Genomic DNA, 15,395 nt, shown 5'->3' with positions numbered 1-15,395 from the left:
TGGGTCTCCTTCAAGCAGATGCGGTGGCCGTGGGCACGAAGTCCGCGGTGTCGGTCGATTCGTAGTTGAAGCTGATGTCGCCCCAGGTATCGAGTGCGGCCTTCAGCGGCGAGCACCACTTGGCCGCGTCCTGCAGGATCTGCGGGCCTTCGTTCCAGATGTCGCGACCTTCGTTGCGCGCCAGCACCATGGCTTCAAGCGCGACGCGGTTGGCCGTGGCACCGGCCTGGATGCCCATGGGATGGCCAATGGTGCCGCCACCGAACTGCAGCACCACGTCGTCGCCGAGGTAGGTGAGCAGCTGGTGCATCTGGCCAGCGTGGATGCCGCCCGAGGCCACCGGCATCACCTTGTTCAGCGACGCCCAGTCCTGCTCGAAGAACAGGCCCTTCTCCAGCTGCATCGGCGTGTGCGTGTCGAGCAGCGTGTCGTAGAAGCCGCGGATCATCATCGGGTCGCCTTCGAGCTTGCCGACCACGGTACCGGCGTGGATGTGGTCCACACCCGCCATGCGCATCCACTTGCAGATCACACGGAAGTTCATGCCGTGGTTCTTCTGGCGCGAGTAGGTCGAGTTCCCGGCGCGGTGCAGGTGCAGGATCATGTCGTTCTTGCGCGCCCAAAGCGCCATGCTCTGGATGGCCGTGTAGCCGATCACCAGGTCGATCATGATGATCACGCTGCCCAGGCTCTTGGCGAACTCGGCGCGGGCATACATTTCCTCCATCGTGCCGGCGGTCACGTTCAGGTAGTGGCCTTTCACTTCACCGCTGGCCGCACTCGCCTTGTTCACGGCTTCCATGCAATACAGAAAACGGTCGCGCCAGTGCATGAAGGGCTGCGAGTTGATGTTCTCGTCGTCCTTCATGAAGTCCAGGCCACCCTTGAGGCCCTCGTACACCACACGCCCGTAGTTGCGGCCCGAGAGGCCCAGCTTGGGCTTGGTGGTGGCGCCCAGCAGCGGCCGGCCAAACTTGTCCAGCCGCTCACGCTCGACGATCACCCCCGTGGCCGGGCCCTGGAAGGTCTTGAGGTAGGCCACCGGAATGCGCATGTCTTCCAGGCGCAGCGCCTTCACCGCCTTGAAGCCGAACACGTTGCCGATGATGGACGCGGTGAGGTTGGCGATGGAGCCACCCTCGAACAGGTCGAGGTCGTAGGCGATGTAGGCGAAGTACTGCTGCTCGGTCTTGGTGCCGGGCCCGGTGTTGGGGACCTTGTCGACGCGGTAAGCCTTGGCGCGGTAGAGCTCGCAGGCCGTCAGGCGGTCGGTCCAGACCACGGTCCAGGTGGCGGTGGACGACTCGCCGGCCACGGCGGCGGCGCACTCTTCGGAATCCACCCCTTCCTGCGGCGTCATGCGGAACATGGCAATGAGGTCGGTGTCCTTGGGCACGTAGTCGGGCTGCCAGTAGCCCATCTGCTTGTACTTCAGCACGCCTGCGCTGTACCTTTTTTTGGCATCGGTGATGATGCTGTCGTCGTTGGTGTCGGTCACGTGGTCTCCTCGGGTCGGGGTTGTGAAACGCTGGGCATGACCGGACTGTAGAAACGATGTCACATAAGGTAAATTCAAAGTTAGTCGCCTCTCAATTAATAAACTCTTAATCAACAGGCCGTGACCGTACCCGCTCCAGGCACGGGAGCTGTCGGAAAACCGGATGGGAAGCAGCGCCGGGCAACGGCCCGGCAGACGCGCTGCGCGGGTGTCAGCCGTCGGCTTCGAGGGTGGTCTCTGGCTCGGGCAGGCGCGAGATCAGCACCTGGTCGATGCGCCGGCCATCGAGCACCAGCACCTCGAAGCGCCAGCCCGCGCACTCCACGCTGTCGGCTTGCGCGAGCAGGTCACCCGCGACCGTCTGCATGAGACCGGCCACGGTGTTGTAGCGACCCTTGTCCTCGTCGGGCAGCTCGTCGATGTCCAGCCGCGACTTGAGTTCGGTCACCGGCATGGCGCCGTCGATCAACCACGCGCCGTCTTCGCGCTGCGTGGCCCAGGCGTCCACCGCCGCGTGCGGCGACAGTTCACCGGTGATGGCCTCCAGCATGTCCAGCGGCGTGAGCAGCCCTTGCACCACGCCGTATTCGTCCACGACGAAAACCATGCGAGTGGCGCGTTCGCGGAACTGCTCCAGCAATTCCATGCCGGTGAGTGTTTCGGGCACGAACACGGCGGGCTGCACATGGCGCATCAGGGTTTCGTTGTTGCCTTCGGACTGCAGGGCAAGCATGCGCGGCAGGTGGATCACCCCCACCACGTCGTCCAGTCCGCCGCGGCACACCGGGTACCACGAATGGCCGGTGGTCCAGGCGCGCTGCACCGCCACGTCGATGCTGTCCTGCGCGTCCAGCCATTCGATCTCGGAGCGCGGCACCATGATGGAGGTGAGCTGGCGGTCGTCGAGCAGGAACACGTTGCGCACCATCTGGTGTTCGTGCTCTTCGATGATGCCGGCGTCCACGCCTTCTTCGAGGCTGGCGTTGATCTCTTCTTCGGTCACGTGCTGCACCGCGTTGGTGTCGATGCGCAGCAGCTTGAGCATGCCTTGCGTGGTGTGCGTGAGCAGCCACACAAAGGGCTTGGCGGCCGTGGCCACGAAGGTCATGGGGCGTGACACCCAACGAGAGACCGCCTCGGGATAGAGCTGCCCGATGCGCTTGGGCACCAGCTCGCCGAACACGATGGTGATGAAGGTGATGACCACGACCACCACGGCGGTGGACAGGATGTTCGCGGTGGCCTCGGTGAGTCCCTTGGCCTCCATCCAGAGACCCAGATCACCACTGAAAGCGGCCTCTCCCACGATGCCGTTGAGCATGCCGATGGAGGTGATGCCGACCTGCACCGACGACAGGAACTGTGTGGGGTTTTCCAGCAGCTTCAGCGCGGTGATGGAGCCCTTGTCACCCGCCTCGGCCATGGCGGCCAGGCGGGCCTTGCGGCTGGAGGCCAGTGCCAGCTCGGACATGGCGAATGCGCCGTTGAGCAGCGTGAGAAAAACAATGAGGAGGGTGTCCATAATCGGCCGATGGCACTTTACATGATTGGGGATGTGCAGGGGTGTGACGAGCCTTTGGGCCGCCTGCTCGACGAGCTGGACTTTTCACCGAGCCGCGACACGCTGTACCTGCTGGGCGACCTGGTGAACCGCGGCCCCGCATCGCTGCAAGTTCTGCGCCGACTCACGGCGCTGCAGGGTTCCGCGCATTGTTTGTTGGGCAACCACGACCTGCACTTGCTTGCCGCCGCGCACGGCGTGCGCAAGCTGCACCGCAGCGACACCGTGCAGGACATCCTCACCGCACCCGACCGTGAAGCGCTGCTCGACTGGGTGCGGCAGCGTCCCATGGCGCTGTTTGAACACGGCTGGCTCATGGTGCACGCCGGCGTGCTGCCGCAGTGGGACGTGGCCGACACCCTGGCGCGCGCACACGAACTGCAGGGCGCGCTGCGCAGCCCCGACTGGACCGGTTTTCTGCAACAGATGTACGGCAACGAGCCGGCGTTCTGGAGCGATGCGCTGCAGGGTGTCGATCGACTGCGGGTGGTGGTGAATGCCTTCACGCGGCTGCGTTTCTGCACGGCGCAAGGCGTGATGGAGTTCGAGACCAAGGAAGGTGCCGATGGCGCGCCGCCTGGTTTCGTGCCGTGGTTCGACGTACCGGGCCGACGCACGGCTGGCGTACCGGTGGCGTTTGGCCACTGGTCGACGCTGGGGAATGTGCAACGCGAAGGCGTGTTGCCGCTGGACACGGGCTGTGTGTGGGGAGGCTGTCTGACGGCTGCTCGCATTCTCGGCGAGCCAGGGCGGGTGGAGCGCATCGAAGTGCGCTGCGAACAAGCCAGGAAGCCCGGCAAGGGGTTTTGATCGTTCGCAGCGGGCGGCTGCGCTCAGTCCTGCTGCACCGGTGCCGGGACAGGCTCGGCCACCACCGGTGCGGGTGCGCTCTTGAACAGCGCCGGCACTTTCTTGCGTGACTTGATGTTGGGCGACACGGTGCGCGCGGTGGCGCGGGCCGAAGCCTCCCACGAAGGTGGCGTGTCACCAGTGGCGCTGGGTTCGTAGGGTTTGTCGAACAACGGGTCGGCCGGTGCGCGCGGCGCACGCACCGGGCGGCTGGCGGGTGACGGGCGGCCATCCATCCGCGATTCGCTGCGGACCTCGCGGTCACGTGCTGGGCGGCTCTCACGGGCTTCGCGCGGTTCGCGGCGCTCATCGCCACCTTCAGCGGCCTGCCATGCGCGCTGGCCGTCGTTGAAGCGACCAGCGGGGCGTTTGTCCGCTTCGAGTTCGAGCGCTTCGAGTTCGAGCTTCTTGCCCAACAGTTTTTCCAGATCGCCCATGAGGCGCGCGTCGCGCGGGCTCACGAACGACACCGCCAGGCCGGAGGCACCGGCACGACCGGTGCGGCCGATGCGGTGCACGTAGTCTTCGGCGTTGAACGGTATGTCGAAGTTGAACACCGCCGGCACATCCTTGATGTCCAGGCCGCGTGCGGCCACGTCGGTGCAGACCAGCAGGTCGACCGCGCCGCTCTTGAAAGCTTCCAGGGCTTTCAGGCGCTCGTCCTGGCTCTTGTCGCCGTGCAGCGCGGTGGTGACGAGGCCCTCACGCTCCAGCGAACGCGCCAGCCGGGCACAGCCCAGTTTGCTGTTGACGAAGACAAAGGCCTGCTTGAGACCGCGCTCGGCCAGGATCTTCTTCAGAACGATGCGCTTGTCGTCGTCGCCCACGCTGTAGAAATGCTGTTCGACGGTTGAGGCGGTGGCGTTGGAGCGCGCCACCTCGATCGTCACCGGGTCCTGCAGGTAACTGCCGGCCAGGCGCTTGATTTCGGTGGAGAAGGTGGCCGAGAACAGCAGCGTGGTGCGCTGTTTTGGCAGGTAGGACAGGATGCGCTGCAGGTCGGGCAGAAACCCGATGTCGAGCATGCGGTCGGCCTCGTCGAGCACCACGTATTCGACCTGGTTGAGCACGCAGTTCTTGGCTTCAATGTGATCGAGCAGGCGGCCCGGCGTGGCCACCAGCACCTCGACGCCCTTTTTCAGTTCGGCCGTCTGCGGCTTCATGTCCATGCCGCCGAACACCACCATGCTGCGCAGGTTGGTGTACTTGGCGTAGAGCTTGACCTGCTCGGCCACCTGGTCGGCCAGTTCGCGCGTGGGCAGCAGCACCAGGGCGCGCACAGGGTGGCGTGCGGGCGAGGTGGAGGCGTTTTCGTGCTTCATCATGCGCTGCAGCAGGGGCAGCGTGAAAGCGGCCGTTTTGCCGGTGCCGGTCTGGGCGGCACCCATCACGTCACGGCCTTGCAGCACCACGGGAATCGCCTGCGCCTGGATCGGCGTCATGGTCTCGTAGCCCATTTCGGCCACGGCACGCTCGATGGCGGGGGAGAGGGACAGTTCGGAAAAGGATTGGGTCATGGGCATCAAAGTTAGCCCGTTATTGTCGCACTTTGACCGTTTTTCGCCGAACTCCGCCCGCGCACCATTCAAAGACTGGCTGACTTGAAGGTGTCACAAGCCTGGACACTGCCGGTCTTCAGGCCGCTGTTGAACCAGCGTTGGCGCTGTTCGCTGGTGCCGTGGGTGAAGCTGTCCGGCACGATCTGGCCCTGGCTTTTGCGCTGCAGGGCGTCGTCGCCGATGGCAGCGGCCGCGTTCATGGCTTCTTCCACATCACCCGGTTCCAGGATGTTGCCGGTCTTCTGGTTGTGGTGGGCCCAGATGCCGGCGAAACAGTCGGCCTGCAGCTCCACCCGCACCGACATGGCGTTGTACTCGCGCTGGCTGACCTTGCCGCGCATCTCGTCCATCTTGCCGGTGATGCCCAACAGGTTCTGCACGTGATGGCCCACCTCGTGCGCGATCACATAGGCCTGCGCGAAATCGCCCGGCGCGCCGAGCTGGGTGCGCAACGTGTCGTAGAAGCTGAGGTCGATGTAGACCTTCTGGTCCCCCGGGCAGTAGAACGGCCCCATGGCCGACTGGCCGGTGCCGCAGGCCGTGGGCGTGGCGCCGCGAAACAGCACCAGGCGCGGTTTCTGATAGGTCGCTCCGGCCTGCTGGAACATGGGGCCCCACACGTCTTCGGTGCCACCGAGCACAGCAGCAACGAAGCGGCCCATGTCGTCGGTGGGTGCCTGCGTTGGACCCTGCGTGGTTTCGACCTGGGCGGCGGGCGAAAGATCACCGCCGCTGAGCGCGCCCAGGATGGTCATGGGGTTGATGCCGAAGATCCAGCCAGCCACCAGCGCAACAGCAATGGTGCCCAGACCGAGCTTGCCCCCGCCGCCACCGAGCCGCCCACGGCCCGGGCTGGAGCGCCGGTCTTCGACCTGGTCGGACTCGCGGTTGTTTTCCCATTTCATGCTGCGTCTCCTGCGCAGCGGGAGTCGCTGCGCGGCCCATTATCCGGGCCGCTGCAACTCAAGCGACGGCCGTCTGGCAGGGACTGGTCTGCCGGCCTTCAAAGTCGGTCCAGCAGCGGCGCTCGAAGTCGTAGAGCTTGCAGCGGCGCGCGGTGTCGAAGTACCAGCGCCACGAAAAGCGCTGCACCGTGATACGCCCGGGCAAAGTGGTTTCCAGCAAGTGCTGCGCGCCTTCGAGCTTGTAGAGCGGGATGCTCATGTCCACGTGATGCGCGGTGTGCTCCATGATGTGGTGCAACAGCGCACCGATGCGCAGGGGAAAGGTGAGGTGCACGGTGGTGGACACAAAGGGCGCGGCGCGCGCCCAGGCAATCTTGTCGTCGTGCCACTGCACGGCGGTGTGGGTGTGGTGCACGTAGACCACGAAGCCGATCATGGCGTTCCAGAACAGGAAGGGCACGCCGAAGCCCAGGCCCACCAGCAAGGCGGCAGACTGGTCGGTGGCCAGGGCCGATGCCACCAGCGCACCAATCCACACGGCAGCGGTGGCTACCACGATCACACCGTCCCACACAAATTCGGCGCGCCGCGTGCCCAGGTAGGTCTTGCGCGGAAAGAACATGCGCTTCCACCACATCTCCACCAGGTAGTAGGCCGCCGGGCCCCAGCCGCTGCGGTAGAGGCGCTCCAGCCTGCGCTGGCCGGGGCTCAGGGCCTCGAATTCTGCGCGGGTCAGCGGTGCCCAGACGAAGTCGACACCCTTGAGGTTGGTGTAGCCGTGGTGCACCACGTTGTGCCCCACTTCCCACAGGCTGTAGGGCGTGAGCGAGGGCAGCATGGCGATGCGGCCCAGCACGCGGTTGAGCTTGCGGTGCGGCGTGTAACTCTGGTGGCAGGCGTCGTGGCCGATGATGAACAGACGCCCGATCATGAAGCCCGCCGCCAGGCCGCACAACAGCTTGGACCACCACGCCGACAGCAGCACGGTGGCCACCATCAGCGCAGCAAAGATCGCCCAGTCCAGCGCCAGCAAGGCGATGGCGCGCGCGGTGCGGCGTTCGACGATGGGGGCGAGCCAGCTGCGGATCACCTTGCGGTGCGGCAGGGGCTGACTGGCGGGGATGGGGTCGGGGGAAGCGGGGAAGACGGGATTGCTGGACATGGCGACCGATGCTATCGGCGCGCCAGCCAGCCGGCCTTGATGCAAATCAAGCCTTGGGCAGCGTCACCCCGGTCTGTCCTTGGTACTTGCCGCCGCGGTCCTTGTAGCTGACCTCGCAGACATCGTCCTTGTCGCTCTCGAAAAACAGCACCTGGGCGCAGCCTTCGCCCGCGTAGATCTTGGCGGGCAGCGGGGTGGTGTTGCTGAACTCCAGGGTCACATAGCCTTCCCACTCGGGCTCGAAGGGCGTGACGTTGACGATGATGCCGCAGCGCGCGTAGGTGCTCTTGCCCAGGCAGATGGTGAGCACGTTGCGCGGGATGCGGAAGTACTCCAGGGTCCGCGCGAGCGCAAAGCTGTTGGGCGGGATCACGCAGACATCCTTGTTGATGTCCACGAAGCTGTTCTCGTCGAAGTTCTTCGGGTCCACCACGGTGCTGTGGATGTTGGTGAACACCTTGAATTCGGGCGCACAGCGGATGTCGTAGCCGTAGCTGCTGGTGCCATAGCTGATCACCTTCTTGCCGTCCACAGCTCTCACCTGGCCGGGCTCGAAGGGTGAAATCAGGCCGTGTTCCTCGGCCATGCGGCGGATCCATTTGTCGCTTTTGATGCTCATGGAGCGCGATTGTAGGGAGTCGGACGCCGGCGCTCCTCGACACCGCGCCGCGATAACCCCTCGCAACTTCCCGGAATTTCAGTAATTACTGAAAACTCAAGCCGAAGCCGATACATTCCTTCCCATGCCACTGCAAGACCACCTCCCCCCGCTCAACCGAGAGTTCGTTGCCCACTTCGGGGAAATGGGCAGCAAGTGGGGCATCAACCGAACCGTCGGTCAGATCTACGCCCTGCTCTACATCTCGCCACAGGCGCTCAACGCCGACGAGATCGCCGAGACGCTGGAGTTCTCGCGCTCCAACGTGAGCATGGGCTTGAAGGAACTGCAGGCTTGGCGTCTGGTGCGCCTGCGCCACCACCCGGGCGACCGCCGTGAGTACTTTGAGGCGCCAGCCGACGTGTGGGAGATTTTCCGTGTGCTGGCCGAAGAACGCCGCCGCCGCGAGGTGGAACCCACGCTCTCGATGCTGCGCACCGCCCTGCTCGACACCCCCACCACCGAAGCCGAGCGCCACGCCCAGAACCGCATGCGCGAGATGCACGACCTGATCGACCGGCTCATGACCTGGTTCGACGACGTGCAGAAGCTGGCGCCAGAGACCGCGATGCAACTCATGGGCATGGGCACCACGGTGACCAAGGTGCTTGAGTTCAAGGACCGGCTGACCGGCAAGTCGCCCGCCCGCAAAACAACCCCGAAAGACCCGCTCGACCACGCAGCCTGAGCGCACACAACACCGACTCCACATCACCAAGCACCACCATGGACGCCTTGATCCTGTCGCGAATCCAGTTCGCCGCCAACATCAGCTTTCACATCCTGTTCCCGACCATCACGATTGCGATGTGCTGGTTCCTGCTGTTCTTCCGGTTGCGCTTCATCAAGACGCGCGACCCGGCATGGGAAGAGGCCTACTACTTCTGGACCAAGGTCTTCGCGTTGACGTTCGCGCTCGGCGTGGTCTCGGGCATCGTGATGAGTTTCCAGTTCGGCACCAACTGGCCCGGCTTCATGGAGAAGACCGGCAACATTTCGGGCCCGCTGCTGGGCTATGAAGTGCTGACCGCGTTTTTCCTGGAGGCGAGCTTCCTCGGCATCATGCTGTTTGGTCGGGGCCGCGTGTCGGAGCGCGTGCACCTCGCCGCCACCTTCCTCGTGGCATTCGGCACCACCATGTCGGCCTTCTGGATCCTGAGCCTCAACTCGTGGCTGCAGACCCCGGCTGGGTTTGAGATCGTCAACGGCCAGTTCTACGCCACCGACTGGTGGGCCGTGGTGTTCAACCCCTCGTTTCCCTACCGCTTCAGTCACAAGCTGCTGGCCTCGGCCCTCACCGCGTCGTTCCTGATCGCCGGCCTGTGTGCCTGGCAACTCATCAAGGGCAGCGCCACAGCCGGCACGCACAAGGCCATGCGCACCGCGCTGGTCGCCGCCGCCATCGTCATCCCGATCCAGTTCGTGGCGGGTGACCTGCACGGCCTGAACACGCTGGAACACCAGCCCGCCAAAGTGGCCGCCATGGAAGGCATCTGGGACACGCAGAAAGGCGCACCGCTCACGCTCTTCGGCATTCCCGACGAGGAGGCCGGCGAGACCCACTTCGCGATCAAGATCCCCAAACTCGCCAGCCTGATCCTGGCGCACGACCTGGACGCCGAGATCCAGGGCATCAACGATTTCAAAGGTGCTCATCCACCGGTGGCGCCCGTGTTCTGGTCTTTCCGCGTCATGGTGGGCACGGGCACCCTGATGATGGCGGTGGCCTGGTTCGCCGCCTGGCAGCTGTGGCGCAAACGCAAGCAGATGGCCGACGGCAAGATCCGCCTGCCCAGGCCCCTGCTGTGGGTGCTCGCGGGCATGACCTTCTCTGGCTGGGTGGCCACGCTCTCGGGCTGGTACGTCACCGAAATCGGCCGTCAGCCTTTCATGGTCTACGGCCTGCTGCGCACCAGCGAGATCGCCACCGACATCGCACCCTCGATGATCGCGCTCACGCTCACCGCCTACCTCATCGTCTATGGCTTGCTGCTGGTCACCTACATCGGCGTGCTCAAGTACATGGCGGAGAACCCGTTCAAGCACGCGCCGATTCCCGGCAGCAATGCAGCACTCGGAAAGGCCGGTGTATGAACATGGCCCCCACGCTCTGCACTTCGTGCCTGTCGCTACCCCCCGAGGGGGCTGAGCCCTCCTTGGGGCGGCCCTGCGGAGGTCTCGTATGACCTGGGCCGAATTCCTCCCCCTGATCTTCCTCGCCGTGATGGGCCTGTCCCTGCTCGCGTATGTTGTGCTCGACGGCTACGACCTCGGTGTGGGCCTGCTGCTGCCGCTGGCCGACGAGAAGCAGAAGGACACCATGATCGCCAGCATCGGTCCGTTCTGGGACGCCAACGAAACCTGGCTGGTGCTGGGCGTGGGCGTGCTGCTGGTGGCATTTCCATTTGCACACGGCCTGGTGTTGCAGGCGCTCTATCTGCCCGTGGCCGTGATGCTGATCGGTTTGATCCTGCGCGGCGTGGCCTTCGACTTCCGCGTCAAGGCACCACTGCAATACAAGGACTTCTGGAACAAGACTTTCTTTGCTGGCTCCTTGCTCGCCAGCAGCGCGCAGGGCTGGATGCTGGGCAGCTACATCACCGGCTTCGAGCAGGGCCTGCTGGGCCTGGCGTTCAGCCTGGGTATTGCGATCACGCTGCCCGCCGCCTATGTGTTGCTGGGCGCTGGCTGGCTGATCATGAAGACCGACGGTGAACTGCAGTTGCGCGCGGTGTTCTGGGCCAGGCGCGTGCTCTGGCCCATGGGTGTGGCGCTGGTGGCCATCTCGGCCGCCACACCGCTGGTGAACCCGGCGGTGGTGGACAAATGGTTCGGTGTGCCCGAAGTGTTTGCGCTGCTGCCGGTACCACTGAGCTGCGCCATCGCGTTCTTCGCCGTGCGCTGGGTGGTCACCCACCCCGAGGTGGTGAAAGCCGGCTACGGCTGGGTGGTGTTCGTGTCCACCGTGCTGATCTTCGTGCTGGCCTTCTTCGGCCTGTCGTACAGCATCTTCCCCGACATCGTGATCGGCCGCATGACGGTGTGGGAGGCCGCCATCGGCACCGAAGCGCTCACCGTGATCTTCATCGGCGTGGCGATCACGCTGCCGGTGATCATCGTCTACACGATCTTCATGTACCGGGTGTTCTGGGGCAAAGCCCGCGATTTGACCTACACCTGAAAAGGCTGATCGTCAGCGCCCGGCGATCACTGTGCGCTCGATCACCCGGTCGTCACCCAGCACGATCAACGCAAACAGCAGCTCGTCGAGGTTGCTGGCCTGCGCGGTCTTGCGCGCCAGCAGTAGTGTGGATTTCGGATCGAGCACCACGAAGTCGGCCTCGTTGCCGGGTTGCAGGTTGCCCACCACACCGTCCAGACCCAGCGCCTTCGCCGCACCGGCCGTGTGCTGCCACCAGAGTTGGCCTGGTGAAAGGCTCAGGCCCACCTTGCTCTGGCCCTCGCGGCCCACGCAGTAGGCCGCGAGCATGGTGTGAAACGGCGAGAAGCTGGTGCCGCCGCCCACGTCGCTGGCCAGGCCATAGCTCATGCCGGCGGCGTCGGCTGCGGCAAAGTCGAAGAAGCCGCTGCCCAGAAACAGGTTGCTCGTCGGGCTCACCGCCGCCACCGCGCCGGTCTGCGCCATGAGCGCGCGATCAGCGGCATCGAAGTGGATGCAGTGCGCGTACACCGCGCGCTGGCGCAGCAGGCCGAAGTCGCCGTACACACCCAGGTAACTGCGCGATTGCGGAAACAACTCGGCCGCCCAGCGCACTTCGTCCAGGTTTTCCGCCACGTGCGACTGGACCCACACATCGGGGTACTTCGCCGCCAGTTCGCCCGCGCCGCGCAACTGCGCCGGCGTGCTGGTGGGTGCAAAGCGCGGGGTGATCGCGTAGCCCAACCGGTCCACGCCGTGCCAGCGCTGGATCAACTCTTCGGTGTCGATGAGGCTTTGTTCGGTGTCGTCGCGCACACCGTCCGGGCTGTGGCGGTCCTGCAGCACCTTGCCGGTGATGAAGCGCAGGCCGCGGCGCTGCGCTTCTTCGAACGCTGCCGTCACAGACGCCGGGTGCGACGTGGCAAACGTGAGTGCCGTGGTCACGCCGTGGCGAGCCAGCTCGTCAAAAAAGAAGCCCGCCACCTCACCCGCGTGCTCGCCATCGTGAAAACGCGACTCGTGCGGAAAGGTGTAGTTCTCCAGCCAGGGCAGCAAACCGGCAGCCGGCGCACCGATCACGTCGGTCTGCGGGTAGTGGATGTGCATGTCCACAAAGCCCGGCGCGATGATCTTGCCGCGCAGGTCTTCCACCGCCACACCAGGAAAGTTGCCGATCAACGCATCGTGGTTTCCCACGGAGCGCACGACCGAGTGACCTTTGGCGTCCGGCCCCACGACCAGCAGGCCGTCGGCCTCGAACACGGGGGACTGGTCGTCGGCAAAAGAGAGGATGGAGGCTCGATACGCTTTCATGGGCACAAGCTTAGTGCCTTGCGCGGCCAACGCCATACCGAAAGCGACATGGCGCTTATCGGTCGATCTTGGCCAGCACGCCTTCTGCCAGCCACTTCATGTTCAGGATGTCGGCATCGGACAGCGACTTGCCAGCGGCAATCGCGACGTTGCCTTCGTTGTCGCGCACACCGTTGGCACTGGCAAACACCTGCAGGCGGCCCGCAGCCATCTCGGCCTGGCGTGCCAGCACCTCGTCGCGCACGGCGACGGGCACCTTGGGGCCGAAAGCGTCGACGCGGACCATGCCGTCCCTCACGCCGCCCCAGACGCTGCCACTGGCCCACGTGCCGTCCAGCACGGCCTGCACACGGCGCGTGTAGTAGTCGCCCCAGAGGTGGGTCACGGCGACGATCTGCGCGTCGGGTGCGAACTGGCGCATGTCGGAGTGGTAGGCCACTGCCAGCTTGCCGCGCTCCTGCGCTGCGGTCATCACGGCGGTGGAGCCGGTGTGGAACGCCAGCACCTCGGCGCCCTGGTTCATGAGCGACATGGCCGCGTCGCGCTCGCGCGGCGGGTTGAACCACTCGCCCAGGAACACCACGCGCACGGTGGACTTGGGATTGACCGACCTCATGCCCAGCGTGAAGGCGTTGATGCCCTGGATCACCTCGGGGATGGGAAAGCCCGCCACGTAACCCGCCTGCGTGGCCAGACGCCCGGCAGCCACGCCAGCGAGGTAACGGCCTTCGTAGTAGCGGGCGTTCGCCGTGGCCACGTTGGGCGCGGTTTTGTAGCCGGTGATGGACTCGAACTTCACATCGGGGAACTCGCGTGCAACCTTGAGCGTGGGCTCCATGTAGCCGAAGCTCGGCGTGAAGATGATCCGGTGGCCCTGCTTCGCCAGATCGCGGATCACCCGCTCGGCGTCTGCCCCTTCGGGCACGTTTTCCACAAAGCGGGTCTCCACGCGGCTGCCCAGCGCGGCCTGCACCGCCAGGCGCCCCTGCTCGTGCTGGCGCACCCAGCCCGCCGGCGTGAGCGGTGCCACATAGACGAACGCAGCCTTCAGCGGCGCGCCCGCAGGGACTTGTGCGTGGAGTGAAAAGGGAAGGGAAAAACTGGCAACCGCCAGTGCGCAGGCGCACCGGGTCACGAGGTTTTTGTACATGGTGGTCCTCTACATGGCTTCCGTGAATGAAAAAACGAGCCGGGGAAGCACCGGGCTCGCTGGGAGAGGATTTTAGCCTTCGCTCAATGCGCCAGCTCGTACGCGGTGCTCCGGCCGCCCGCCTCCGTCTTGCGCAGCACCCCCAGCGCCAGCAGCTGCTGCAGGTCGCGCAAGGCGGTGTCGGGCGAGCACTTCGTCAGCTTGGCCCACTGACCGCTGGTGAGCCGGCCTTCGAAACCATCGAGCACGCGGTTGAGCATGGCCACTTGCCGCTCGTTCATGGGGATCTGCGCCCACCGCTGCCAGAGGCGTGCCTTGAGCAACACAGAGTCCAGTGTCTGGTGGGCACTCTCCACCGCGCGCAGCAAGGTCGCGAGAAACCAGCTCAGCCATTCGGTGGCGTCGAGATCGCCGCGCTGCGTGCGCTCCAGCACCTCGTAGTAGCGCTTGCGCTCGCGCTGGATCTGCGCGGAGAGGCTGTAGAAACGTTGCGGGATGCCATCGCCCCGCGCGAGAAACAGATCGCCCACCGCCCGCGCGATGCGTCCATTGCCGTCGTCGAACGGGTGCACCGTCACCAGCCACAGATGGGCCAGCCCGGCTTTGATCACCGCCGGCTCACCCGTGGCGGCATTGGCCCACGCCAGAAAATCGCCCATCTCGGCAGACAGGCGTTCGGCCGGTGGTGCCTCGAAATGAACCCGCTGCCGATGCACCGGCCCCGAGACCACCTGCATCGGACCCGACGCATCGTTGCGCCACGCGCCCACGCGGATGCGGGTGAGGCTGCCGAAGCCGGTGGGAAACAGTGCCGCGTGCCAGCCAAAAAGCCGCTCGGCCGTCAACGGTTCCTGGTGGCGCTGGGTGGCATCCAGCACCATGTCGACCACACCGTCCACATGGCGGTTCGCGGGCAGCAGCGCGCCGATGTCCACACCCAGGCGCCGGGCCACCGACGACCGCACGGACAACACGTCCAGCTGCTCACCTTCGATGGCGCTGGTCTTGACCACGTCGTCGGTCAGCGCGACCAGGCTGGCGCGCTCCTGCAAGGCCATGCCCACGTCGACCAGGCGGCCGAGCAGAACGCCCTGGGCGCGGCTCACTTCCGCGAGCGGCGAAGCCAGTTCCGACAGGTCGTAGTGCAAGGCCGGCCACTCAGGGGCCTGCCAGATGTAGCGCGGAGCGCGCCGGTATTCACCGCTGTTCATGCGGCGATTGTGCGCCTGCTGCGGTGAATGTTCAAGTCATTCGCCGCACTTCATGCGGCGAATGGAAGGACCATTCGCCGCATCTCCGCTCAGGCTGCAATGGCGCTGTCGAGCAGGTTCATCAGCTCCGCGCGTCGCGCATCGCTCACGAAGCTCGCTTCAAAACTGTTGCGCGCCAGCGTGATCACGTCGTCGCGCGAGAGGTCGAGCGCCTGCACCGTCTGCACGAAGTTGGCGTTCATGTAGCCACCAAAGTAGGCCGGGTCGTCCGAGTTCACCATGGCGCAAAGGCCTGCGTCGAGCAGGCGCTTCATGGGGTGGTCGCGCAGGTCGTTCACCACGCAGAGCTTGAGGTTGGACAGCGGGCA

General features: G+C 65.2%; 13 protein-coding genes and 1 pseudogene. 4 read left to right on the top strand and 10 right to left on the bottom strand.

Going from position 1 to position 15,395, the window contains the following annotated elements:
• Positions 1-10 precede the first annotated feature (10 nt).
• Positions 11-1,498 carry a ribulose-bisphosphate carboxylase large subunit gene (locus Q0C59_RS02685; protein ID WP_291211342.1) on the bottom strand — a complete coding sequence of 496 codons (1,488 nt, stop codon included), beginning with the start codon at positions 1,496-1,498 and terminating at the stop codon, positions 11-13.
• A 211-nt stretch (positions 1,499-1,709) separates the two neighbouring features.
• Positions 1,710-3,020 carry a hemolysin family protein gene (locus Q0C59_RS02680; protein ID WP_291211339.1) on the bottom strand — a complete coding sequence of 437 codons (1,311 nt, stop codon included), beginning with the start codon at positions 3,018-3,020 and terminating at the stop codon, positions 1,710-1,712.
• 9 nt (positions 3,021-3,029) lie between these two features.
• Here Q0C59_RS02680 and Q0C59_RS02675 point away from each other — a divergent pair, with 9 nt between their 5' ends.
• A complete protein-coding gene (locus Q0C59_RS02675; protein WP_291211336.1) occupies positions 3,030-3,869 on the top strand; it encodes a symmetrical bis(5'-nucleosyl)-tetraphosphatase in 840 nt (279 codons plus the stop codon).
• A gap of 23 nt (positions 3,870-3,892) precedes the next feature.
• On the opposite strand, the gene Q0C59_RS02670 is transcribed toward Q0C59_RS02675, so the two are convergent.
• From Q0C59_RS02670 to dcd, 4 genes are all read right to left on the bottom strand, one after another.
• Complete coding sequence (locus Q0C59_RS02670) at positions 3,893-5,425, bottom strand: DEAD/DEAH box helicase (protein ID WP_291211333.1); 1,533 nt, start codon at positions 5,423-5,425, stop codon at positions 3,893-3,895.
• Between the two features lie 68 nt (positions 5,426-5,493).
• A complete protein-coding gene (locus Q0C59_RS02665) occupies positions 5,494-6,372 on the bottom strand; it encodes a neutral zinc metallopeptidase (RefSeq protein WP_291211330.1) in 879 nt (292 codons plus the stop codon).
• A 58-nt stretch (positions 6,373-6,430) separates the two neighbouring features.
• Positions 6,431-7,534 (bottom strand): fatty acid desaturase, encoded by a 1,104-nt coding sequence (locus Q0C59_RS02660; RefSeq protein WP_291211327.1) that lies wholly within the window; start codon positions 7,532-7,534, stop codon positions 6,431-6,433.
• A 46-nt stretch (positions 7,535-7,580) separates the two neighbouring features.
• A complete protein-coding gene (gene dcd / locus Q0C59_RS02655; protein ID WP_291211325.1) occupies positions 7,581-8,153 on the bottom strand; it encodes a dCTP deaminase in 573 nt (190 codons plus the stop codon).
• Positions 8,154-8,277: 124 nt separating this feature from the next.
• On the opposite strand from dcd, the gene Q0C59_RS02650 reads away from it, so the two are divergent.
• From Q0C59_RS02650 to Q0C59_RS02640, 3 genes are all read left to right on the top strand, one after another.
• Positions 8,278-8,880 carry a GbsR/MarR family transcriptional regulator gene (locus tag Q0C59_RS02650; protein ID WP_291211322.1) on the top strand — a complete coding sequence of 201 codons (603 nt, stop codon included), beginning with the start codon at positions 8,278-8,280 and terminating at the stop codon, positions 8,878-8,880.
• A 38-nt stretch (positions 8,881-8,918) separates the two neighbouring features.
• Positions 8,919-10,286, top strand: a complete 1,368-nt coding sequence (locus Q0C59_RS02645) for a cytochrome ubiquinol oxidase subunit I (RefSeq protein ID WP_291211320.1) — start codon at positions 8,919-8,921, stop codon at positions 10,284-10,286.
• An 88-nt stretch (positions 10,287-10,374) separates the two neighbouring features.
• Complete coding sequence (locus tag Q0C59_RS02640; protein ID WP_291211317.1) at positions 10,375-11,373, top strand: cytochrome d ubiquinol oxidase subunit II; 999 nt, start codon at positions 10,375-10,377, stop codon at positions 11,371-11,373.
• Positions 11,374-11,385: 12 nt separating this feature from the next.
• Here the strand turns inward: Q0C59_RS02640 and guaD are convergent, their stop codons facing one another.
• From guaD to Q0C59_RS02620, 4 genes and pseudogenes are all read right to left on the bottom strand, one after another.
• On the bottom strand, positions 11,386-12,666 hold the full coding sequence (gene guaD, locus Q0C59_RS02635; RefSeq protein ID WP_291211314.1) for a guanine deaminase: 1,281 nt from the start codon (positions 12,664-12,666) through the stop codon (positions 11,386-11,388).
• Positions 12,667-12,721: 55 nt separating this feature from the next.
• Positions 12,722-13,816, bottom strand: a complete 1,095-nt coding sequence (locus Q0C59_RS02630) for a BMP family ABC transporter substrate-binding protein (protein ID WP_291211311.1) — start codon at positions 13,814-13,816, stop codon at positions 12,722-12,724.
• A gap of 83 nt (positions 13,817-13,899) precedes the next feature.
• Entirely contained in the window at positions 13,900-15,027 is a 1,128-nt protein-coding gene (locus Q0C59_RS02625; RefSeq protein ID WP_291211308.1) for a Fic family protein, read from the bottom strand.
• A gap of 89 nt (positions 15,028-15,116) precedes the next feature.
• Positions 15,117-15,395, bottom strand: a pseudogene (locus tag Q0C59_RS02620) (adenosine deaminase); the annotation flags it as partial.

Origin of the sequence: Hydrogenophaga sp., assembly GCF_022844385.1 — a bacterium.
Lineage (GTDB): Bacteria > Pseudomonadota > Gammaproteobacteria > Burkholderiales > Burkholderiaceae_C > Hydrogenophaga.
Note: the sequence above shows the minus strand (reverse complement) of the source record. Positions and strands in the feature narration are given on the sequence as shown.